The sequence below is a fragment of the Variovorax sp. YR752 genome (assembly GCF_943372545.1).
In genome coordinates this window covers 1-19,938 of sequence record NZ_CALRZC010000002.1, presented here as the reverse complement: position 1 = coordinate 19,938, position 19,938 = coordinate 1, and the positions used below count along the sequence as shown (strand labels likewise).

General features: G+C 69.7%; 21 protein-coding genes. 6 read left to right on the top strand and 15 right to left on the bottom strand.

Features of this window, described 5'->3' with window-relative positions:
• The first annotated feature begins 3 nt into the window (after window positions 1-3).
• Together AAG801_RS00545 and tolA are read left to right on the top strand one after the other, a co-directional pair.
• Entirely contained in the window at window positions 4-429 is a 426-nt protein-coding gene (locus AAG801_RS00545; RefSeq protein ID WP_341886672.1) for a biopolymer transporter ExbD, read from the top strand.
• Between the two features lie 7 nt (window positions 430-436).
• Window positions 437-1,261 (top strand): cell envelope integrity protein TolA, encoded by an 825-nt coding sequence (tolA, locus tag AAG801_RS00540; RefSeq protein ID WP_341886671.1) that lies wholly within the window; start codon window positions 437-439, stop codon window positions 1,259-1,261.
• A gap of 63 nt (window positions 1,262-1,324) precedes the next feature.
• Here the strand turns inward: tolA and acs are convergent, their stop codons facing one another.
• Window positions 1,325-3,289, bottom strand: coding sequence for an acetate--CoA ligase (gene acs / locus AAG801_RS00535; RefSeq protein ID WP_341886670.1), 1,965 nt, complete (start codon window positions 3,287-3,289; stop codon window positions 1,325-1,327).
• 142 nt (window positions 3,290-3,431) lie between these two features.
• Between acs and AAG801_RS00530 the strand changes: the two genes are divergently transcribed.
• Together AAG801_RS00530 and AAG801_RS00525 are read left to right on the top strand one after the other, a co-directional pair.
• Entirely contained in the window at window positions 3,432-4,040 is a 609-nt protein-coding gene (locus AAG801_RS00530) for a TIGR00645 family protein (protein WP_341886669.1), read from the top strand.
• A 19-nt stretch (window positions 4,041-4,059) separates the two neighbouring features.
• Window positions 4,060-5,136: a calcium/sodium antiporter gene (locus tag AAG801_RS00525; protein WP_341886668.1), complete on the top strand. Its 1,077-nt coding sequence runs from the start codon at window positions 4,060-4,062 to the stop codon at window positions 5,134-5,136.
• On the opposite strand, the gene AAG801_RS00520 is transcribed toward AAG801_RS00525, so the two are convergent.
• From AAG801_RS00520 to AAG801_RS00490, 7 genes are read right to left on the bottom strand one after another with little or no spacing between them, the layout of a single operon-like run.
• Window positions 5,127-5,666 carry a DUF2062 domain-containing protein gene (locus AAG801_RS00520; RefSeq protein ID WP_341886667.1) on the bottom strand — a complete coding sequence of 180 codons (540 nt, stop codon included), beginning with the start codon at window positions 5,664-5,666 and terminating at the stop codon, window positions 5,127-5,129. The two genes, AAG801_RS00525 and AAG801_RS00520, sit on opposite strands and share 10 nt — an antisense overlap.
• Window positions 5,663-6,001, bottom strand: coding sequence for a Na+/H+ antiporter subunit G (locus AAG801_RS00515; RefSeq protein ID WP_341886666.1), 339 nt, complete (start codon window positions 5,999-6,001; stop codon window positions 5,663-5,665). Before AAG801_RS00515 ends, AAG801_RS00520 begins: the two co-directional genes overlap by 4 nt.
• Before the next feature lie 13 nt (window positions 6,002-6,014).
• A complete protein-coding gene (locus AAG801_RS00510) occupies window positions 6,015-6,290 on the bottom strand; it encodes a K+/H+ antiporter subunit F (protein ID WP_341886665.1) in 276 nt (91 codons plus the stop codon).
• Window positions 6,287-6,793 (bottom strand): Na+/H+ antiporter subunit E, encoded by a 507-nt coding sequence (locus tag AAG801_RS00505; protein WP_341886664.1) that lies wholly within the window; start codon window positions 6,791-6,793, stop codon window positions 6,287-6,289. Before AAG801_RS00505 ends, AAG801_RS00510 begins: the two co-directional genes overlap by 4 nt.
• A complete protein-coding gene (locus AAG801_RS00500) occupies window positions 6,790-8,406 on the bottom strand; it encodes a monovalent cation/H+ antiporter subunit D (RefSeq protein ID WP_341886663.1) in 1,617 nt (538 codons plus the stop codon). The genes AAG801_RS00505 and AAG801_RS00500 overlap by 4 nt, the downstream gene beginning before the upstream one ends.
• Entirely contained in the window at window positions 8,403-8,762 is a 360-nt protein-coding gene (locus AAG801_RS00495; protein WP_341886662.1) for a Na+/H+ antiporter subunit C, read from the bottom strand. Before AAG801_RS00495 ends, AAG801_RS00500 begins: the two co-directional genes overlap by 4 nt.
• Complete coding sequence (locus AAG801_RS00490; protein WP_341886661.1) at window positions 8,759-11,581, bottom strand: monovalent cation/H+ antiporter subunit A; 2,823 nt, start codon at window positions 11,579-11,581, stop codon at window positions 8,759-8,761. Before AAG801_RS00490 ends, AAG801_RS00495 begins: the two co-directional genes overlap by 4 nt.
• Window positions 11,582-11,782: 201 nt before the next feature.
• Between AAG801_RS00490 and AAG801_RS00485 the strand changes: the two genes are divergently transcribed.
• Window positions 11,783-13,309, top strand: coding sequence for a fumarate hydratase (locus AAG801_RS00485; RefSeq protein ID WP_341886660.1), 1,527 nt, complete (start codon window positions 11,783-11,785; stop codon window positions 13,307-13,309).
• A gap of 3 nt (window positions 13,310-13,312) precedes the next feature.
• On the opposite strand, the gene AAG801_RS00480 is transcribed toward AAG801_RS00485, so the two are convergent.
• From AAG801_RS00480 to AAG801_RS00450, 7 genes are all read right to left on the bottom strand, one after another.
• Window positions 13,313-14,596, bottom strand: a complete 1,284-nt coding sequence (locus AAG801_RS00480) for an RNA polymerase sigma factor (RefSeq protein ID WP_341886659.1) — start codon at window positions 14,594-14,596, stop codon at window positions 13,313-13,315.
• Complete coding sequence (locus AAG801_RS00475) at window positions 14,596-15,006, bottom strand: VOC family protein (RefSeq protein ID WP_341886658.1); 411 nt, start codon at window positions 15,004-15,006, stop codon at window positions 14,596-14,598. The genes AAG801_RS00480 and AAG801_RS00475 overlap by 1 nt, the downstream gene beginning before the upstream one ends.
• A gap of 13 nt (window positions 15,007-15,019) precedes the next feature.
• Complete coding sequence (locus AAG801_RS00470; protein WP_341886657.1) at window positions 15,020-15,442, bottom strand: YciI family protein; 423 nt, start codon at window positions 15,440-15,442, stop codon at window positions 15,020-15,022.
• 87 nt (window positions 15,443-15,529) lie between these two features.
• The gene (locus AAG801_RS00465) at window positions 15,530-15,892 is read right to left on the bottom strand and encodes a YciI family protein (RefSeq protein WP_341886656.1); all 363 of its coding nucleotides are present in this window, start codon (window positions 15,890-15,892) and stop codon (window positions 15,530-15,532) included.
• Between the two features lie 22 nt (window positions 15,893-15,914).
• The gene (gene xerD, locus AAG801_RS00460; protein ID WP_341886655.1) at window positions 15,915-16,808 is read right to left on the bottom strand and encodes a site-specific tyrosine recombinase XerD; all 894 of its coding nucleotides are present in this window, start codon (window positions 16,806-16,808) and stop codon (window positions 15,915-15,917) included.
• 55 nt (window positions 16,809-16,863) lie between these two features.
• Window positions 16,864-17,832 (bottom strand): tripartite tricarboxylate transporter substrate binding protein BugE, encoded by a 969-nt coding sequence (locus tag AAG801_RS00455; protein WP_341886654.1) that lies wholly within the window; start codon window positions 17,830-17,832, stop codon window positions 16,864-16,866.
• Between the two features lie 45 nt (window positions 17,833-17,877).
• Complete coding sequence (locus tag AAG801_RS00450) at window positions 17,878-18,453, bottom strand: chalcone isomerase family protein (protein WP_341886653.1); 576 nt, start codon at window positions 18,451-18,453, stop codon at window positions 17,878-17,880.
• A gap of 143 nt (window positions 18,454-18,596) precedes the next feature.
• Here AAG801_RS00450 and AAG801_RS00445 point away from each other — a divergent pair, with 143 nt between their 5' ends.
• Entirely contained in the window at window positions 18,597-19,499 is a 903-nt protein-coding gene (locus AAG801_RS00445; protein ID WP_341886652.1) for an AEC family transporter, read from the top strand.
• Window positions 19,500-19,938 lie beyond the last annotated feature (439 nt).

Below are 19,938 nucleotides of genomic sequence, written 5' to 3'. Positions count from 1 at the left end.
GCCATGCCCGCCGTCGCCGCCCGCGGTTCGCGCCGCCGCACCATCAGCGAGATCAACATGGTGCCCTTCATCGACGTGATGCTGGTGCTGCTGATCATCTTCATGGTCACCGCGCCGCTGATCACCACCGGCGTGATCGACCTGCCGACGGTGGGCAAGGCGAAGAAGGCGCCGGAGCATGTCATCGAGATCGTCGTCGTCAACGACGAGGCGCTGAAGATGCGCGTCGACGGCAAGGACGAACAACCCATCGTGCTGAAGAACCTCGCGGCGAGGGTGAAGCAGGTGCAGGCCGGCAACGCCGAGACGCCGGTGGTCATCTCGGCCGACAAGGCGGTGAAGTACGAATCGGTCGTCAAGGTGATGGACACCCTGCAGCGTGCCGGCGTGCAGCGCGTCGGCCTGTCGGTGAAGAGCAGCGGAGGCTGAGCGCGGCATGACTTCGGCGGTACTGACACGCGACGCGCTGATTCCGCGCAGCCCCGACGGCACCGGCCGCGGGCTGATGCTCGCGCTCGGCGTGCACGCGCTGCTGGTGGTGGCGATCGCCTTCAGCGTCAGCTGGCGCACCAGCGACCCGGCCGGCGTCGAGGCCGAGCTGTGGGCAGCGGTGCCGCAGATCGCCGCGCCCAAGCCGGTGGAGCCGGAGCCGACGCCGCAGCCGAAGAAGGTCGAGCCACCACCACCGCCCAAGGTCGAGCCCACGCCCAAGGTGCCCGACGCGCAGATCGCCATCGAGAAGGCGAAGCGCGAGGAAGAGAAGCGCAAGGAAGAGGCGAAGCGCGAGGAGCTGCAGCGCCAGAAGGAAGAAGCGCAGCGCAAGCAGGACGAGGCCGAGCTGAAGAAGAAGGAGTTGGCCGAGAAGAAGAAGCGCGAGGCCGCCGAGGCCGCCGCAGCGGAGAAGCGCCGCGAGGACCAGATCGCCCGCATGGCCGCGCTGGCCGGCGACGGCGCACCGAACTCGCCCGGCGCCGCCGCGCGCACGGCCGGGCCGTCGGCGACCTACGCCGGCCGAATCAAGGCGCGCATCCTGCCGAACATCGTCTTCAGCGACACCATCTCCGGCAACCCGCTGGCGACTGTCGAGGTCAAGGCGGCACCCGACGGCACCATCATCGGCAAACGCCTGCTCAAGAGCAGCGGCGTGCCGGCCTGGGACGAGGCTGTGCTGCGCGCGATCGACAAGACCGAGATCCTGCCGCGCGACACCGACGGGCGTGTGCCCTCCTCCTTCGAGATCAGCTTCAGGCCCCGCGAATAGTCGCTGTCGCCACCAACGAAAACGCGGCGCCGGGGCGCCGCGTTTCGCTTCAGGCTTCGAGGCTCAGTTCACCTGTGACAGTTGATCGAGGATGGCCGGATTCTCCAGCGTGGACGTGTCCTGCGTGATCGTCTCGCCCTTGGCCACCGAGCGCAGCAGGCGGCGCATGATCTTGCCCGAGCGGGTCTTCGGCAGGTTGTCGCCGAAGCGGATGTCCTTGGGCTTGGCGATCGGGCCGATCTCCTTGCCGACCCAGTCACGCAGTTCCTTGGCGATGCGCTTGGCCTCCTCGCCGGTCGGGCGCGGACGCTTGAGCACGACGAAGGCGCAGATCGCCTCGCCGGTGGTGTCGTCCGGGCGGCCGACCACGGCAGCCTCGGCCACCAGTTCGGTGTGCGAGACCAGCGCCGACTCGATCTCCATCGTGCCCATGCGGTGGCCGGAGACGTTCAGCACGTCGTCGATGCGGCCGGTGATGGTGAAGTAGCCGGTCTTCTCGTCGCGGATCGCACCGTCGCCGGCGAGGTAGTACTTGCCCTTGAAGTCTTCCGGGTAGTAGCTCTTCTTGAAGCGCTCCGGATCGCCCCAGATGGTGCGGATCATCGACGGCCAGGGGCGCTTGACGACCAGGATGCCGCCCTGGCCCCAGGGCACTTCCTTGCCGGTCTCGTCGACCACCGCGGCCATGATGCCCGGGAAGGGCAGCGTGCAGGAGCCCGGCACCAGCGTGGTGGCGCCCGGCAGCGGCGTGATCATGTGGCCGCCGGTCTCGGTCTGCCAGAAGGTGTCGACGATCGGGCAGCGGCCGCCGCCCACGTGCAGGTGGTACCACTCCCAGGCTGCAGGGTTGATCGGCTCGCCCACCGAGCCGAGGATGCGCAGGCTCTTCAGGTCGTAGCTCTTCGGGTGCACCGCGTCATTGGCTTCGGCGGCCTTGATCAGCGAGCGGATGGCGGTCGGCGCGGTGTAGAAGATCGTGACCTTGTGGTCCTGGATCATCTTCCAGAAGCGGCCCGCGTCCGGGTAGGTGGGCACGCCCTCGAAGACGATCTCGGTGCCGCCCAGGGCCAGCGGGCCGTAGGCGATGTAGGTGTGGCCGGTGACCCAGCCGATGTCGGCGGTGCACCAGAAGATGTCGTTGTCCTTCAGGTCGAAGGTCCACTTGGTGGTCAGCGCTGCGTGCAGCAGATAGCCGCCGGTGCTGTGCTGCACGCCCTTGGGCTTGCCGGTCGAGCCCGAGGTGTAGAGCAGGAACAGCGGGTGCTCGGCGCCGACCCACTCCGGCTCGCAGGTGGTGCTCTGGCTGGCCACCACGTCGTGCAGCCACTCGTCGCGGCCGGCGGTCCAGGCGATGTTGCCGCCGGTGCGCTTGTAGACGATCACGTTCCTGATGGCATCACAGCCGCCGAGCGCGAGCGCCTCGTCGACGATGGACTTCAGCGGCAGCTGCTTGCCGCCGCGCAACTGCTCGTCGGCGGTGATCACGGCCACCGCGCCGGCGTCCTCGATGCGGTCGCGCAGCGACTGCGCCGAGAAGCCACCGAACACCACCGAGTGGGTGGCGCCGATGCGCGCGCAGGCCTGCATCGCGACGACGCCCTCGACGCTCATCGACATGTAGATGACGACGCGGTCGCCCTTCTTGATGCCGCGCGCCTTCAGCGCGTTGGCGAGCTGGCAGGTCTGCGCGAGCAGCGTCTTGTAGCTGACCTTGGTGACCTTGCCGTCGTCGGCCTCGAAGATGATCGCGGTCTTGTCGCCCAGACCCTTCTCGACATTGCGGTCCAGGCAGTTGTAGGAGACGTTGAGCGTGCCGTCCTCGAACCACTTGAAGAACGGCGCGCCGCTCTCGTCCAGCGCCTTGGTGAAGGGCTTCTTCCAGCTGAGCAGCTCGCGCGCCTGGCGGGACCAGAAGCCTTCGTAGTCGGCCTCCGCCTCGGCGCACAGCGTGTTGTAGGCCTCGATGCCCGAGACGTGGGCGCCCTTGACGGCGTTCTCAGGCGGCGGATACAGGTGGCTCGAGCTCATGAAGTCTCCTCGATGGTGGTGGTTGCTTTGGCCCGGACATTAGGCAGAAGCTCTTACGAAGGGCTGACGCCCCGGCACGGCCGTCATGCTACGCAGCCTAGAATCCTGCGCCAAACCCGGAACAACACCAAGCGAAATCACCATGGCCGCCCCCGACCGCCCGCCGACGCTCTCCCCCCAGCGCCCCCTGCCGCGGCTGATCTTCGCCAGCCGCTGGCTGCAGTTGCCGCTGTACCTGGGCCTGATCCTGGCGCAGGCGGTCTACGTGTTCCACTTCTGGGTCGAGCTGGTCCACCTGATCGAGGCCGCCTTCGGCAACACCGGCGCGCTGGACAAGCTGGTCTCGAGCATCGGCTACAAGAGCGACATCGCTCCCACCGCGCTGAACGAGACCATCATCATGCTGGTGGTGCTGGCGCTGATCGACGTGGTGATGATCAGCAACCTGCTGATCATGGTCATCGTCGGCGGCTACGAGACCTTCGTCTCGCGCCTCGACCTCGAAGGCCACCCGGACCAGCCGGAGTGGCTGAGCCACGTCAACGCCTCGGTGCTGAAGGTCAAGCTGGCCACGGCGATCATCGGCATCAGCTCGATCCACCTGCTTAAGACCTTCATCAACGCGGCCAACTACACCGACAAGGTGCTGCTGTGGCAGACGGTGATCCACATCGCCTTCCTGCTTTCCGCGCTGGCCATCGCACTGACCGACCGCGTGATGGTGCACGCGCCGAGCAAGTCGAGTCACTGACCCGGGAGATCTCCGTACCATGGCCGACGCTCTGCTGTTCGTCGCCGGCCTTGCCGGCCTGGTGATCGGCGCCACGCTGCTGGTGCGCGGCGCCTCGAAGCTGGCGCTGTCCTTCGGCATCTCGCCGCTGGTGGTCGGCCTGACGATCGTCGCCTTCGGCACCAGCGCGCCCGAGGTGGCGGTGTCCGTCGGCGCCGTGCTCGACGGCCGCACCGACATCGCGGCCGGCAACGCGGTCGGCAGCAACATCTTCAACGTGCTGTTCATCCTCGGCGCCAGCGCGCTGATCACGCCGCTGGTGGTGAACCTGCAGCTGATCCGCCAGGAGGTGCCGATCATGATCGGCGCGGCGCTGCTGCTGCTCCTGCTCGGGCTGGACGGCCGGCTCGGCGCCTTCGATGCCGCCCTGCTCGCCGTGCTGATGGCCGCCTACACGGTCTTCCTCATCGTGCAGTCGCGCCGCGCCTCGGCGCAGGCCACCGAGTACGACGAAGAGGTCAGGCCCGCCGCCGAGGGCGCCTGGGATGCCAAGCTGCCGGTGCAATTGCTGCTGATCGCCGCCGGGCTGGGCTTCCTGGTCGTCGGCTCGGAGGCGCTGGTCGGCGCGGCGGTGAACTTCGCCAAGGCGCTGGGCGTCAGCGACGTGGTGATCGCGCTGACCATCGTCGCCGCCGGCACGTCCATGCCCGAGGTGGCCACCTCGATCGCCGCCGCGCTCAAGGGCGAGCGCGACATCGCGGTGGGCAACGTGGTGGGCAGCAACACCTTCAACATCCTCGGCTGCCTGGGAATCTCCGGGCTGGCCGCCGGTTCCGCGGGGCTGCCGCTGGCGCCTTCGCTGCTGTCCTTCGACATCTGGGTGATGCTGGCGGTCAGCCTGGCCTGCCTGCCGGTGTTCGTCACCGGCCGCGAGATCGCCCGCTGGGAGGGCGGTGTCTTCGTTGGCTACTACGTGGCTTACGTCGCCTACCTGATCCTCGCGGCGCAGCAGCACGACGCCCTGCCCTTCTTCAGCAACGTGATGCTGGGCTTCGTGGTGCCGCTGACGGTGGTGACGCTGATCGTGATGCTGCTGCGGCCAGCTCGTCAGGCGTAGGCCTTGCAGCGGCGGCGCCGCGCCAGCACCACCTTGATGCGCCACGCCAGCGTGACCAGCAGGTAGCCGAGCAGCCCGAAGCCGGTGGCGAAGATCGCCAGGCCGAGCAGCAGGGGCTTGCCGGCCTGCTCGATGCGCTGCCAGGCGCGCTCCCACCAACTGCCCTGTGGTGCGTCCGCTTGCGGCGCAGGAGGCTGCGAACGGCCGTCGTCACCGAGGATCGCATTGCCGGTGCGCCAGGCAGCGTAGTACACGGGGCCGAAGGTCACCGGGTTCGTGACCAGCGTGCTGGCCACCGCCATCGGCACGTTGGCGCGCAGCAGTACCGCGGCGGCGCCGGCCAGCGGAATCTGCGCGATCGGGATCAGCAGGCCGAAGAACAGCCCCAGCGCCAGGCCCAGCGCCACACCGCGGCGGTTCAGGTGCCACAGGCGCGGATGGTGCAGCGCCGGGCCGATCCAGCGCAGCCAGCGGTTGCCCTGCAGCGCCTGCGGGCTGGGCAGCCAGTCGCGCCAGGCGCCGGGCTTCACGGCCGCGCGCCCCGCGGCGGCTCGCCCGCCTTAGACGGCACGTGCAGGTGCATCGCCGCCTTGGCCATCAGGTTGGCCGACACCGGCGCGGTGATGAACAGGAACAGCGTGATCAGCAGTTCATGCACGCCGAACTCGCCGCGCCACCAGCTCAGCGCCAGGCTGGCCAGCAGCACGCCGCCCACGCCCAGCGTGGTGGCCTTGGTCGGGGCGTGCAGGCGCATGTAGAAGTCGGGGAACCGCAGCATGCCGATCGCTCCGACCAGCGTGAACACGCCGCCGACCACCAGCAGCGCCGCCACGATCACTTCCACCCACATCGGCAGTTGATCCATCGTCTGGCCTCCGTCACTCGATCACGTCGCCGCGGCTGAGGTAGCGCGCCAGGGCGACGGTGGAAACGAAACCGAGCATCGCGATGATCAGCGCGGCCTCGAACAGCAGGTCGGTCCGCCAGCGCAGGCCCAGCAGGATGACCAGCGCGACGGTGTTGATGTAGAGCGTGTCCAGCGCGAGCAGCCGGTCGGTGGTTTCCGGGCCGCGCAACAGCCGCCACGCGCACAGCACCATGGCCACAGATGCAGCCGCGATCGCGAAGTTCAATGCCGCGTCGATCAGGTTCATCCGAAGATCTCCAGCAGGGGCGCCTCGTAGCGCTGCTTGATCTGGGCCGCCATCCCGGCCGGGTCGGTGCAGTCCAGCGCATGCACCAGGATCTCGCCGCGCGCCTCGTCGACCACGCAGGACACCGTGCCCGGCGTGGTGGTGATGATGGTGGCCAGCAGCGTGATCGCGGTGGGGTTCGTCAGCGCCAGCGGCACCGGCACCCAGGCCGGCTGCGGCCGCGAAGCCGGGTTCAGCACGAGGCGCGCCACCGTGAGGTTGGACAGCACGATGTCCCACAGCACGATGCCGGCAAAACGAAGCGCAGTGACCGGCGCGCGCAAGCGCGCGCCGGGGCCAAGGAAGCCGTGCAGCAGCCGCGGCAGCCCCAGGCCGAGCACGACGGCGCTGATCAGCTGCGGCACGGCCAGGCTCTGCTGCAGCAGCAGCCAGGCGGCCGCCAGCAGCAGCGACAGCACCGGGTGCGAGAGCCAGCCGGCCGGGGTCTTGGGCGGCGTGTTCATTTCGCCCTCCCCGGCGTGATGCGATAGGGCCGCGTGGTGTCGGTCTCCACGCCGCGCTCGCCGAGCACCGCCTCGGCGTAGGCGCGGCGGTCGAGCAACTGCGCCGCGGCGGCGTCGGTGTAGCGCTTCAGCGGCTCGGCGAAGGCGCTCATCGCCACGCTGAAGGCCAGCAGCACGAGCGTCGCGACGATCAGGCGCGGGCTCGCCCCGGAGGTCGTGGCGGGCATGTCGGCCCGCACATTCCAGAACAGGATGCTGCCGGCGCGCGCCAGCCCGATCAGGGTGAAGAAGCCGACCGTCAGCACCACTGCCCACACCGCCACCACGCCGGCGTGAGGCAGCGCGGCCTCGAGGATCATCAGCTTGCCGATGAAGCCCGGCAGCGGCGGCAGGCCGGCCACCGAGGCCGCGGCCAGCAGCAGCATCAGGCCGAGCAGCGTCGGCTGCGCCACGGCCGAGGCCGGCTCGAGGCGCTCGCCGACCTCGCCGCGCTGCGCCGCCACCAGTTCGGCGAGCAGGAACAGCCCGGCGATCACCAGCGTGCTGTTGGCCATGTAGTACAGCGCCGCCGACCAGGCCGCGGCGCTGAACAGGCCCAGCGCCGCCAGCACCGTGCCCACCGAGGCCACCGTCAGCCAGGCGATCAGGCGCGGCAGCGTGGTGGCGGCCAGCGCGCCCAGCACGCCCACCGCCGAGGTGAGCAGCGCCAGCGGCAGCAGCAGCGGCTGCACGGTGAAGGCCGAAGCGCCGGCATCGGCGCCGAACACCACGCCGTGCACACGCACGATCGCGTAGACGCCGACCTTGGTCATGATCGCGAACAGCGCCGCCACCGGCGCGCTGGCGGCGGCGTAGGTGGCCGGCAGCCACATCGCCAGCGGCATCAGCGCCGCCTTGAAGCCGAACACGACGAGCAGGATCAGCGCCGAGGCCTGCAGCACCACGGCCTCGGGGCCGGCCACCTTCGGCACGCGCAGCGCGAGGTCGGCGAAGTTGAGCGTGCCGGTCAACGCGTACAGCAGCGCCACGCCGATCAGGAACAGCGCCGACGCCACCAGGTTCAGCACCACGTAGTGCACGCCGACGCGATAGCGCTCGCGGCCCTGGCCATGCAGCATCAGCACGTAGCTGGCGATCAGCAGCACCTCGAAGAAGACGAACAGGTTGAACAGGTCGCCGGTGACGAAGGCGCCGTTCAGGCCCATCAGCTGGAACTGGAACAGGGCGTGGAAGTGGCGGCCGTGCGCGTCCCAGCCGCCGCTGGCGTAGACCAGCACCGGCAGCGCCACGCAGGCGGTGAGCAGCAGCATCAGCGCCGACAGCCGATCGACCACCAGCACGATGCCGAACGGCGCGGGCCAGTCGCCGACGCGGTAGACCCGCAGCGCACCCGCTCCGGCATGGGCCTCGATCATCAGCCGCGCCGCGAGCAGCAGGCCCAACGCGACCGACGCGATGGCGATGCGCCGCGCCCATTGGCGCTTTTGGTGGCCATGGCTGCCCGAGGTGTCGCCGGCGGCATCGCCGAGCAGGAGCAGCAGCACTGCCGTGGCCGCGGGCAGCAGCACCGGCAGGATGGCCAGATGGGTGTCGAACAGGCTGGCCAGGCTCATCGCTCGGCCCCTTCGGCGTCGTCCTTGTCGCGCCGGCCGTCGACATGGTCGGAGCCCGACTCGTGGCGGCTGCGCAGCGCCAGTTCGATCACGAAGCCGGTGGTGGCAAAGCCGATCACGATCGCCGTCAGCACCAGCGCCTGCGGCAGCGGGTCGGCCACGTCCGGGCCACCGGCGAGGATGGGCGCAGCATTGCTCCACAGCCGGCCCATCGCGAAGATGAAGACGTTGACCGCGTAGCCGATCAGCGTCAGGCCCAGCACCACCGGGAAGGTGCGGCCGCGCAGCAGCAGGTAGATGCCGCAGGCGGTGACCCAGCCCACGCCGCTGGCGACGAGCAGTTCCATGCTGATCATGCGTGCCGCTCCTTGCTGGCAGCGCCCAGCGCCGAGAGCATCAGCATGGTCGCGCCGACCACGGTGATGTAGACGCCGAGGTCGAACAGCGCCGCCGTGGCCAGCGGCAGTTCGCCCAGCACCGGCACCACGGGGTGGCCGAAGGCGCTGGTCAGGAAGGGCCGGCCGAACACGAAGGCGCCGATGCCGGTCAGCCCGGCGATCGCCAGGCCGGTGCCGACCCAGCGTGTGTAGCGCCGGCCGCCGCCGGCGTGCAGCAGCGCCTCGGCGCGGTCCTGGCCGCTGGCCATGTACTGCAGCACCAGCGCCACCGCGGTGACCAGGCCGGCGATGAAGCCGCCACCGGGCAGGTTGTGGCCGCGCCAGAAGATGTACACGCTGGCCACCAGCGCCAGCGGCAGCACGATGCGCGCGGCCACGCGCAGCATCAGCGGCTCGCGCTCGAAGCTCCAGGCGCGGCCCTGGGGGTCGGCCTCGGGTCGGCGCACGCGCAAGCCGTCGAGCAGCGCCAGCACGCCGACCGCGGCAATGCCCAGCACGGTGATCTCGCCGAAGGTGTCGTAGCCGCGGAAGTCGACCAGTATCACGTTGACGGCGTTGGTGCCGCCGCCCTTCGACACACTGTTCTCGAGGAAGTACCAGGCGATCGAATCGTGGTCGCGCGTCAGCATCAGCCAGGTCAGCCAGGCGATGCCGCTGCCGCCGGCCAGCGCGAGCACCGCATCACGGGCTTTGCGCCGCCCGCTCGACTCGCGCGGCGAGGTCTGCGGCAGCAGCGCCAGGCCCATCAGCAGCAGCACGGTGGACACCACCTCCACCGACAACTGCGTCAGTGCGAGGTCGGGCGCCGACAGCGCGAGGAAGGTCAGCGAGGTCACCAGCCCGACCACGCCGACCAGCACCACGGCGCGGAAGCGCTGGTGGTGGGTCAGCACCAGCGCAGCGCCGGCGGCGATGAGCAGTGCCCAGGCCACCATCGACAATGGCGAGGCTGGCAGCAGACTGCGCGTGCCGGTGCCCGGTGCATCACCCTGCCCTGTCAGCCACGGCCAGGCGGCGAGCAGCACGGCGCAGCCGACCATCCACGCCGCATAACGCTGCAGCGAGCCGTTCTCCAGCCGCTGCGTGATCTTGCCGGCGAGCGCGAACAGGCCGTCGACCGCGTGGGTGAAGATCAGCCTCCCGGTCCAGCCCCTGGGGTGATGCAGGTGCAGGTTGAAGCGGCGCTGCAGCGCGAAGTACATCGCCACGCCGCCGACCAGCGCCACCGCGCTCATCGCCAGCGGCAGGTTGAAGCCGTGCCAGAGGGCCAGGTGGTACTCGGGCGGCGCGTGGCCCAGCACCGCGGTGGCGGCCACGTGCACCAGCGGCCCGAAGGTCAGCGCCGGCGCCACGCCAACGACGAGGCAGCTCACCACCAGCAGCGCCACCGGCGCCTTCATCAACAGCGGCGGCTCGTGCGGATGCGGGTTGGGCAGGTCCTTCGGCTCGCCGTTGAAGAAGACGTCGTGGATGAAGCGCAGCGAGTAGGCCACCGAGCATATGCCGCCGAAGGTGGCCACCAGCGGCACCAGCACGCCCCACACGGCGCCGCGCTCGATGCCCACCGCCTCGGCGAAGAACATCTCCTTGGAGAGGAAGCCGTTGGCCAGCGGGATGCCGGCCATCGAGGCGGCGGCGATCATCGCCAGCGTGGCCGTCCAGGGCATCAGCTTCATCAGGCCGGCGAGCCGGCGCATGTCGCGCGTGCCGGTCTCGTGGTCGATGATGCCCGCGGTCATGAACAGCGAGGCCTTGAAGGTGGCGTGGTTGAGGATGTGGAACACCGCCGCCACCGCCGACAGCGGCGAGGCCAGCCCGATCAGGAAGGTGATCAGCCCGAGGTGGCTGATCGTCGAGTAGGCCAGCAGCCCCTTCAGGTCGTGCTTGAACACCGCCACGTAGGCGGCGAAGGCCATGGTGGCCAGGCCCGTCGTGGCGACGATTCCCTCGAACAGCCCGGTGCCGCCGAGCACCGGGTACAGCCGCGCGAGCAGGAAGATGCCGGCCTTGACCATGGTCGCCGAGTGCAGGTAGGCCGACACCGGCGTCGGTGCGGCCATCGCCTCGGGCAGCCAGAAGTGGAACGGCAGTTGCGCGCTCTTGGTGAAGCAGCCGATCAGCACCAGCACCGTGGCCAGCGGGAACAGCGCGTGGGCGCGGATCTGCCCGGCGCGCTCGAACATCGCCGAGAGCTCGTAGGTGCCGGCGATGTGGCCGAGCAGCACGACACCGGCCAGCAGCACCAGGCCGCCGCCGCCGGTGACCGCCAGCGCCATGCGCGCGCCGGCGCGTGCCTCGGCCTTGTGGCCCCAGTAGCCGACCAGCAGGAAGGACGAGACGCTGGTCAGCTCCCAGAACACCACCAGCAGCAGCAGGTTGTCCGACAGCACGATGCCCAGCATCGCCGCCATGAACAGCATCATCAGCGTGTAGAACTTGCCCGCCGGGTCGCTCGCCTTCAGGTACCAGGCGGCGTAGAGGATGATGAGCAGCCCGATGCCGGTGATCAGGCCGGCGAACATCAGCGCCAGTCCGTCGAGACGGAAGCGGGCATTCAGCCCGATGGCCGGCACCCAGTCGGCCCCGGCGAGCAGTACCTGGCCGTCGAACACCGCCGGCGCCATCACCAGCAGCAGCATCAGGGCGCTGCCCGTCACCGCCGCGGCCAGCCAGGCGGTGAGCCGGCGCCGCGCCGGCGTTTCCACACGGCCGCTCCAGAAACACAGCAGGGTCCCCAGCAGCAGGGGCAACAGGACGACGATGGGCAGCAGGCTCATTCGGCGCGTGGACAGTGGCGGAGCAAGGGGAGCGCGGATTCTAGGTGGGGGTTCCTGCTGATCCGCGCAGAAGGCTCTGGTTCTGACGGACATGCGCGCCGCGCTTGCGCCGCAGCCCGCGATCAGGCAGGCGTCAGCCCTCTGGCTACACTTTCGGGATCGGCGGCGTCATGCCGCCTTCGCGCCTGATCGGGAACCACCATGACCACCACCATCCGCTACGCCGACCTGGTCGACAGCGTCGCCGCCGCACTGCAGTACATCAGCTACTACCACCCGGCCGACTACATCGAGCACCTGGCGCGCGCATACGCCTCCGAGCAGAGCCCGGCGGCGAAGGACGCGATCGCGCAGATCCTGACCAACTCGAAGATGTGCGCCGAAGGTCACCGGCCGATCTGCCAGGACACCGGCATCGTCAACGTGTTCCTGAAGATCGGCATGGACCTGCGCTTCGAGGGCTTCGCCGGCAGCATCGAGGACGCCGTCAACGACGGCGTGCGCCGCGGCTACCTCGACCCGGAGAACACGCTGCGCGCCTCGGTGCTCGGCGACCCGCTGTTCGACCGCAAGAACACCAAGGACAACACGCCGGCGGTGATCCACATGACGGTGGTGCCGGGCGCCACGCTCGACGTGACCGTGGCCGCCAAGGGCGGCGGCAGCGAGAACAAGAGCAAGTTCATCATGATGAACCCGAGCGACAACCTGGTCGACTGGGTGATGAAGACGGTGCCGACCATGGGCGCCGGCTGGTGCCCGCCGGGCATGCTGGGCATCGGTGTCGGCGGCACGGCCGAGAAGGCGATGCTGCTGGCCAAGGAAGTGCTGATGGAGCCGATCGACATGTTCGACCTGCTCCAGCGCGGCCCGAGCAACAAGCTCGAAGAGCTGCGCATCGAGCTGTACGAGAAGATCAACGCGCTGGGCATCGGCGCGCAGGGCCTGGGCGGCCTGACGACCGTGCTCGACGTGAAGATCGCCACCTTCCCGACCCACGCGGCGAGCAAGCCGGTGGCGATGATCCCGAACTGCGCCGCGACGCGCCACGCCCACGTGGTGCTCGACGGCTCCGGCCCGGCCTACATGGAGCCGCCCAGCCTGGACCTGTGGCCCGACGTGCACTGGCAGCCCGACTACAACAAGTCGAAGAAGGTCAACCTCGACACGCTGACGAAGGAAGAGGTGGCGAGCTGGAAGCCGGGCGACACGCTGCTGCTGTCCGGCAGGATGCTCACCGGCCGCGACGCTGCGCACAAGCGCATCCAGGACATGCTGGCCAAGGGCGAGACGCTGCCGGTGGACTTCGCCAACCGCGTCATCTACTACGTCGGCCCGGTCGACCCGGTGCGCGACGAGGTGGTCGGCCCGGCCGGCCCGACCACGGCCACGCGCATGGACAAGTTCACCGAGATGATGCTGGCGCAGACCGGCCTGATCGCGATGATCGGCAAGGCCGAGCGCGGCCCGGTGGCGATCGAGGCGATCCGCAAGCACAAGAGCGCCTACCTGATGGCGGTGGGCGGCGCGGCCTACCTCGTCTCCAAGGCGATCAAGAAGTCGCGCGTGGCCGGATTCGCCGACCTCGGCATGGAAGCGATCTACGAGTTCGAGATCCAGGACATGCCGGTGACCGTGGCCGTCGATGCCCAGGGCATCAGCGTGCACAACACCGGGCCGAAGGAGTGGCAGGCGAAGATCGGCAAGATCCCGGTCGTCGCGGCCTGACGATCAGCCTTCCATCGCGCGGGCGCGCTCCAGCAGCAGCTCACGCTCGCGCGCGTTGCGCGCAAGACTCGCGGCGCGCTCGAACTCGGCGCGCGCTTCGGCCCGGCGGCCGAGCTTGGCCAGCAGGTCGGCTCGCACGCTGGGCAGCCACTGGTAGTTCTTCAGCGCCGGTTCGTCGGCGAGTGCATCGACGATGGCCAGCGCCGCCTCCGGACCGAAGGCCATGCCCACCGCCACCGCGCGGTTGAGCTCGACCACCGGCGACGGCGAGACCTGCGCCAGCGCGTCGTAGAGGGCCACGATCTGCGGCCAGTCGGTCGCATCCGGCGTGCCGGCGCGTGCATGGCAGGCGGCAATGCCGGCCTGCAGCGCATAGGGGCCGAGTGCGCCACCCGCCGCCAGACACAGCGACTCCGCACGCGCCAGCGCCAGCAGGCCGCGGCGGATCAGCAGCCGGTCCCAGCGACCCCGGTTCTGCGCCATCAGCAGCACCGGCCGGCCCTGCGCATCGACGCGCGCCGCCGAACGCGAGGCCTGCAGTTCCATCAGCGCGACCAGGCCCTGCACCTCCGGCTCGTCGGGCATCAACTCGGCCAGCACACGCCCCAGGCGCAGCGCCTCCTGCGTCAGCGCGGGGCGCATCCAGTCCTCGCCAGCGGTGGCGGTGTAGCCCTCGTTGAAGATCAGGTAGATGACCTCCAGCACCGAGGCCAGCCGCTCGCGCAGCGCCTGGCCCCGCGGCAGCTCGAAGGGCACACGCGCCTCGGCCAGCGTGCGCTTGGCGCGCACGATGCGCTGCGCGATGGTCGGCTCGGTGGCGAGGAAGGCGCGCGCGATCTCGGCGGTCGACAGGCCACCGAGCAGCTTCAGCGTCAGCGCCAGCCGCGCTTCGGTGGACAGCACCGGGTGGCAGGCGGTGAAGATCAGGCGCAGCAGGTCGTCACCGATGGTGTCGGCGCGCTTCGCGTCCAGTTCGTCGACGAAGTCGGGCACCACCAGCGCCTGCTGCGCCTCCAGGTCGAGGCCGATCTCCTCCAGCTTCTTCGCCAGGTTCTGGTCGCGGCGCAGCCGGTCCAGCGCGCGGTGCTTCGCGGTGGTCATCAGCCAGGCTCCCGGGTTGTCGGGCACACCTTCGCTCGGCCAGTGCTCCAGCGCGGCGATCAGCGCGTCCTGCGCCAGTTCCTCGGCGAGGCCGACATCGCGCACCATCCGCGCGACCCCGGCGACGATGCGCGCCGACTCGATGCGCCAGACCGCGGCTATCGCCGCATGCGTGGCGTCGGCCATCAGCCCTGCGGCGGCGCGGCCTTCGGGTCCATCCAGAACACCTCCCACTGGTGCCCGTCGGGATCCTCGAAGCCGTGCTGGACCATGAAGCCGAGGTCCTTGCGCTCGACCGGCGCGCGGCCGCCCGCAGTGATCGCCTTCGCGACGAGTGCGTCCACCTCGGCAACGCTTTCGCAGGACAGCGCCAGCAGCACCTCGGTGGTCTTTGTCGCATCCGCCACCGGCTTCTTCGTGAAGCCCTGGAAGAAGGGCTCGGCCAGCAGCATCGCGAAGATGTCCTCGGCGATCCGCATGCACAGCCCCTGGTCGTTGCTGAACTTCGGGTTGAACTCGAAGCCGAGCGCGGTGAAGAAGCTTCGCGTGCGCGGAATGTCCTTGACCGGCAGGTTGACGAAGATCTGGCGTCCCATGGTGCGCTCCTTCTCAGCGTTCGCTGCGGCCCAGGCCGATCTCGCGCATGCGATCGAGCGCGGGATCGGTTCCGAAGTCTTCCAGTTCGTAGAGGCGGCGCACCTCGATCTCGCAGTCCACGCCGGCCGGGAAGGGGCGCGGGAAACGCCGCGACCACTCCATCGCCTCCTCCGGCGAGCGCACCTGGATCACCGTGTAGCCGGCGATCAGTTCCTTGGTCTCGGCGAACGGGCCGTCGACCACGACCGGCTTCCCGACGCCCCAGCGGATGCGCCAGCCCTTGGCGCTGGGCTGCAGGCCCGAGCCGTCGAGCAGCACGCCGGCCTGGGCGAGTTCCTCGTGGTAGGTGGCCATGTCGGCCAGCAGCGTCGGATCGTCCGGGATGATGCCGGCCTCGGACATGGCCGTGGCCCGCACGATGATCATGTAGCGCATCTGACTTCTCCTCGCGACGGTGGCGAGGCCCCTGCCCCGCTCATTCCCACGACGAACCGCAGCGCGCGCTTTCGACAGTCGTGCAGTTCAGACCGAATCGTCGAAGCAGGGCGCCAGCGCGCGCACCTCGACCGGGCACCACTGCGCCGCAGGACATTCGGCGGCGATGGCCAGCGCGTCATCGCGGCTGGGAACGTCGATCATGAAGAAGCCACCGATCATCTCCTTCGCTTCGGCGAAGGGGCCGTCGACGACGCTCACTTTCGCGCCGCTGCGCTGTACGCGTGCGGCCTGGCTGTGGGAGGCGAGCGACTCGACCGCGACCAGTTGGCCGCGCTCGCGCAGCCGCTCGCCGAACTCGCGCATCGCCGCATAGGCAGCCTCGCCTTCGGCGCGGCTGCGGGTGGCCCGCTGGCCGGGCGGCTCGACGATCAGGAGCATGTAGCGCATGGGCCGCGAGGTTAGCCGAAGTTCAGCCGCGCGGGTGATGCTGCGCGTGCAGCGACTTGAGCCGCTCGCGCGCCACGTGGGTGTAGATCGTCGTCGTCGAGATGTCGGCGTGGCCGAGCAGCATCTGCACCGCGCGCAGGTCGGCGCCGTGGTTGAGCAGGTGCGTCGCGAAGGCGTGGCGCAGCGTGTGCGGCGACAGCGGCACGTGCACGCCGCCGCGCAGCGCATGCGACTTGACCAGCTTCCAGAACATCTGCCGCGTCATCGGCCCGCCACGCCCGGTGACGAACAGCGCGTCGCTGGCCTGGCCGTGCAGGATGGCGGCCCGCGCCTCGTGCAGATAGCGCTCCAGCCAGACGCGCGCCTCCTCGCCGAAGGGCACGAGGCGTTCCTTCGAGCCCTTGCCGGTGACACGCAGCGCGCCGTCGGTCAGCGACAGGTGCACGGTCTTCAGCGTCACCAGCTCGCTGACGCGCAGGCCGCTGGCGTACATCAGCTCGAGCATGGTGCGGTCGCGCAGGCCGAGCGGCGTGTCGACATCGGGGGCGGCGAGCAGCGCCTCGACCTGCGCTTCCGAGAGTGTCTTGGGCACACGCAATGGCGTGCGCGCGGCGCCGAGCCGCAGCGTCGGGTCGGCCCGCACCAGATGTTCGCGCAGCGCCCAGCGGAAGAAGCGCTTGAAGACGCTCAGCCGACGGTTCGCCGAACTGGCCTTGCTCCCCGCGTGGCGGGCCACTGCGTAGGCGAGCAGGTCGGCCTCGCCGGCCGACTCGATCGACAGGCCGCGCTCACGCTGCAGCCAGTCGGCAAACAGGCTCAGGTCGCGCCGGTACGCGGCCAGGGTCAGGTCGGCCAGGCCCTCCTCGATCCACAAGGCATCGATGAAGCGGTCGATCGGTGGGGAAGACTGGGTCATGAAGAGGAAAGCCACCCGCAGGTGGCTTCCGGTGCCGTGGTCTGCCGGGGCGCGATTACAGCGTGAGCTTCTGCTGGGCGACAACCTTCTTGTACACCGCCAGCTCGGCCTTGATCTGCTCGGCGAACTCCGCCGGCGTGTTGCCGACGATCAGCGAGCCGGTGGCCTCGATGCGCTGGCGCACGCCGGGGTCCTGCAGCGCCGTCTTTGCCGCCGCATGGATCTTGTCGATGACCTCCTTCGGCGTGCCCTTGGGCGCGAGCAGGCCGTAGTAGGCCATGCGGTTGACCGGCTCGAGGCCCACCTCCTTGAAGGTCGGCACGTTGGGCAGCGCCGCCAGGCGCTGCGGCGCGGCGACGACGATCGGCACCAGACGGCCTTCCTTGACGAAGGGCAGCGCCGAGGGCAGGTTGTCGAAGATGATCGGCACCTGCCCGGCCACAGTGTCGTTCAGCGCCGGGCCGGCGCCGCGGTACGGGATGTGCGTGATGAAGGTACCCGACAGGCTCTTGAACAGCTCGGTCTGCAGGTGACCGATGCCGCCAGTGCCGGAACTTGCGTAGCTGAACTTGCCCGGGCTGCTCTTGAGCAGCGCCATGAAGGCCTTGTAGTCCTTGGCCGGGAAGGACGGATGCACGGCGATCAGGTTGGGCGTCGCCGCGATGTTCATGATCGGCACGAAGTCCGCGATCGGGTCGTACGGGATCTTCGGGTTGATGGCGGGGTTCGCAGCGGTCGTCGAGACCGTCGCCACGCTGAGCGTGTAGCCGTCGGGCGCGGACTTGATCACCTCCATCGCGCCGATGGCGCCGCCGGCGCCGGCCTTGTTCTCGACCACCACCGTCTGGCCGAGGGCGGCCCCCATCTTCTCGGAGATGATGCGGGCGACGATGTCCGTCGTCCCGCCCGGCGCGAACGGCACCACCAGGCGAACCGGCTTGTTGGGGAAGGCCTGCGCCATCACGAGCGGCGACGTGGCTGCGAGCGCCAGGGCGGCCGAGGCGATGAGGGTGCGTCGATGCATAGGTCGGTTCTCCTTGTGGTTGAGAGAGGTAAGGCGAGTGTAGGGTCAGGTCTGGCCGAGCAGCCCGGCCTTGAGCCGGTCGTCGACCGGATCGGGGCCGATGAAGATCTTCAGGATGGCTGCGTAGAACGGTGCGCCGGCGTAGGGCTCGCCGCGCGGCCGGCCGTTGATGCTGAGCACCATGCCGCGCCCGGGTATCCAGTCGAGGTCGACGACGTCACCCTTCTTCAGCACGAGCAGTTCGGCGACGCTGCGGTCGAAGCGCTCGATGCGGTCGCTCAGCGCGGCGCGCTCGGCCGCCTGCAGGTTGCGGCGCATGCCCTTGCCGAAGGCCTTGACGAATTCCTTGGACTCCACCTCGACCATCATCTTCATGCGCAGCCGCTTCGGGCCATCGGCGGCCAGCGCCGTCTCGGCCGCCTTCGTCCTCTCGCGCAGGTAGAGCCCGGCCGCGTAGCCCTTGAACCAGGCCACGGCACGCAGCCCGGTGCCGTTGAGCACGAGATCGGTGTCGGCGAGGCGGATGTTGTCGTCGAAATGCTGGCCCTCGATCACCACGGCACGGGCCGTGCCGAAGGAGAGGAACAGCACGGCGCTCAGGAACAGGCGAAGAAGATGCATCGCGGATTGGTGCGTGGGTCGGCCCGGAGGTTCCCGGACCCGTCCTCAACGCGCATGCTGCACCAGCCGCCGACCGCCGGCCTTGTGGATACCACGAACAGGGTCCGCCCTGAGACGTGGCGGGCCGCTGGCACACTCGCCGCATGCCCGACGCACTGCTTCTGCTGCCCGACTTCACCTTGATCGTGATCGGCTGGCTGCTGTGCCGGCACACGCCGCTGAACCGCGCCGTGTGGGACGGCGTCGAGCGCCTCGTCTACTACCTGCTCTTCCCGGCGCTGCTGTTCAGCGCCATCCTGCGCTACCCGCTGCAACCCTCGGCCGCGGCGGCGCTGGCCGGTTGCGGGCTGGGCGTGGTCGGGCTGGGCATTGGGCTGGCCTATGCACTCAAGCTCTGGCCAGGTGTCGATGCGCGGCTGCACGCCTCGGGCGCGCAGGTGGCCTTCCGCTTCAACTCCTACGTCGCTCTGGCGCTGGCCGAGCGCCTGGCCGGCATCCAGGGTGTGGCCTGGGTGGCGCTGCTGGTGGCGCTGTGTGTGCCGGTGTGCAACATCGCCGCGGTCTGGCCGCTGGCGCGCCACGGCGGCCACGGCTTCTGGCGTGAGCTGGCGAAGAACCCGCTGATCGTCAGCACCGCCGCCGGGCTGGTCTGCAACCTGATCGGCCTGCAACTGCCCGAACTGGCCACCACCACACTGGTGCGCATCGGCGCGGCGGCGCTGCCGCTGGGCCTGATGGCGGTGGGTGCCGGGCTCACCTTCGGCGGGCTGAAGCGGGCGCCGGGGCTGGCCGCGGCCTTCCTGGCTATCCGCCATGCCATCCTGCCCGCGGCGGCGATCGCCATGACGATCGCATTGAAGATGCCGCCGGCCCAGCAGGCCATCGTCGTCGCCTTCGCGGCGCTGCCGACGGCGTCGAGCGCCTACGTGCTGGCCGCGCGCATGGGCGGCGACGGCAGCTTCGTCGCCGGCCTGGTCACGCTGTCGACGCTGATCGGCATGGCCGGGTTGCCGCTGGCGCTGCTGGGGCTGCAGGCGCTGGGCTGACAGCCTCGGAGAAGGTCCACGGGTCGTTGTGGGATCCGGTCAAGCACGCTCGTGGCCCTGAGCTGCCCTTCGACGTCTGCTCTCTGGGTTGCGGTCGGCGCGGCAAAGGCGCGCCCGGGCAGGCTCCGGCGCTTCGCCTCGGCGGTCGGTGCTGCGCACCGACTCCCCTGCGATGCTCGGTCTCGCGGCCGCGTCGCAGAACTCACTTCGCGACCTGCGGTCGCTGCGTTCAAACAACCGCGACGAGTCAGACAACGAAGCGCGCTGGCGCGCGCGGCCACGAGCCCTGCGCTTCTCGGCGCCTCAGAGGCGCGCCTCCACCTGCCCGGGCGCGCCTTTGCTGAACCATCGGTGGCATGCCGGTCGCGGGCCCCCAAGTGGTGGACTTCGCGGCAGGCGCTGCCCGCTGGGGGCGATTTGGGCGGTGACGAGAAGCGCA

Bases quoted from the DNA above. Each gene is read 5' to 3' on its own strand.
- AAG801_RS00480 (WP_341886659.1), bottom strand. From the start codon at position 14,596: ATGGCCGACGCCACGCATGCGGCGATAGCCGCGGTCTGGCGCATCGAG.
- AAG801_RS00525 (WP_341886668.1), top strand. From the start codon at position 4,060: ATGGCCGACGCTCTGCTGTTCGTCGCCGGCCTTGCCGGCCTGGTGATC.
- AAG801_RS00515 (WP_341886666.1), bottom strand. From the start codon at position 6,001: ATGGATCAACTGCCGATGTGGGTGGAAGTGATCGTGGCGGCGCTGCTG.
- AAG801_RS00470 (WP_341886657.1), bottom strand. From the start codon at position 15,442: ATGCGCTACATGATCATCGTGCGGGCCACGGCCATGTCCGAGGCCGGC.
- AAG801_RS00485 (WP_341886660.1), top strand. From the start codon at position 11,783: ATGACCACCACCATCCGCTACGCCGACCTGGTCGACAGCGTCGCCGCC.
- AAG801_RS00465 (WP_341886656.1), bottom strand. From the start codon at position 15,892: ATGCGCTACATGCTCCTGATCGTCGAGCCGCCCGGCCAGCGGGCCACC.
- AAG801_RS00495 (WP_341886662.1), bottom strand. From the start codon at position 8,762: ATGATCAGCATGGAACTGCTCGTCGCCAGCGGCGTGGGCTGGGTCACC.
- acs (WP_341886670.1), bottom strand. From the start codon at position 3,289: ATGAGCTCGAGCCACCTGTATCCGCCGCCTGAGAACGCCGTCAAGGGC.
- tolA (WP_341886671.1), top strand. From the start codon at position 437: ATGACTTCGGCGGTACTGACACGCGACGCGCTGATTCCGCGCAGCCCC.
- AAG801_RS00510 (WP_341886665.1), bottom strand. From the start codon at position 6,290: ATGAACCTGATCGACGCGGCATTGAACTTCGCGATCGCGGCTGCATCT.
- AAG801_RS00490 (WP_341886661.1), bottom strand. From the start codon at position 11,581: ATGAGCCTGCTGCCCATCGTCGTCCTGTTGCCCCTGCTGCTGGGGACC.
- AAG801_RS00450 (WP_341886653.1), bottom strand. From the start codon at position 18,453: ATGCATCTTCTTCGCCTGTTCCTGAGCGCCGTGCTGTTCCTCTCCTTC.
- AAG801_RS00445 (WP_341886652.1), top strand. From the start codon at position 18,597: ATGCCCGACGCACTGCTTCTGCTGCCCGACTTCACCTTGATCGTGATC.
- AAG801_RS00475 (WP_341886658.1), bottom strand. From the start codon at position 15,006: ATGGGACGCCAGATCTTCGTCAACCTGCCGGTCAAGGACATTCCGCGC.
- AAG801_RS00505 (WP_341886664.1), bottom strand. From the start codon at position 6,793: ATGAACACGCCGCCCAAGACCCCGGCCGGCTGGCTCTCGCACCCGGTG.
- AAG801_RS00500 (WP_341886663.1), bottom strand. From the start codon at position 8,406: ATGAGCCTGGCCAGCCTGTTCGACACCCATCTGGCCATCCTGCCGGTG.
- AAG801_RS00455 (WP_341886654.1), bottom strand. From the start codon at position 17,832: ATGCATCGACGCACCCTCATCGCCTCGGCCGCCCTGGCGCTCGCAGCC.
- AAG801_RS00530 (WP_341886669.1), top strand. From the start codon at position 3,432: ATGGCCGCCCCCGACCGCCCGCCGACGCTCTCCCCCCAGCGCCCCCTG.
- AAG801_RS00545 (WP_341886672.1), top strand. From the start codon at position 4: ATGCCCGCCGTCGCCGCCCGCGGTTCGCGCCGCCGCACCATCAGCGAG.
- xerD (WP_341886655.1), bottom strand. From the start codon at position 16,808: ATGACCCAGTCTTCCCCACCGATCGACCGCTTCATCGATGCCTTGTGG.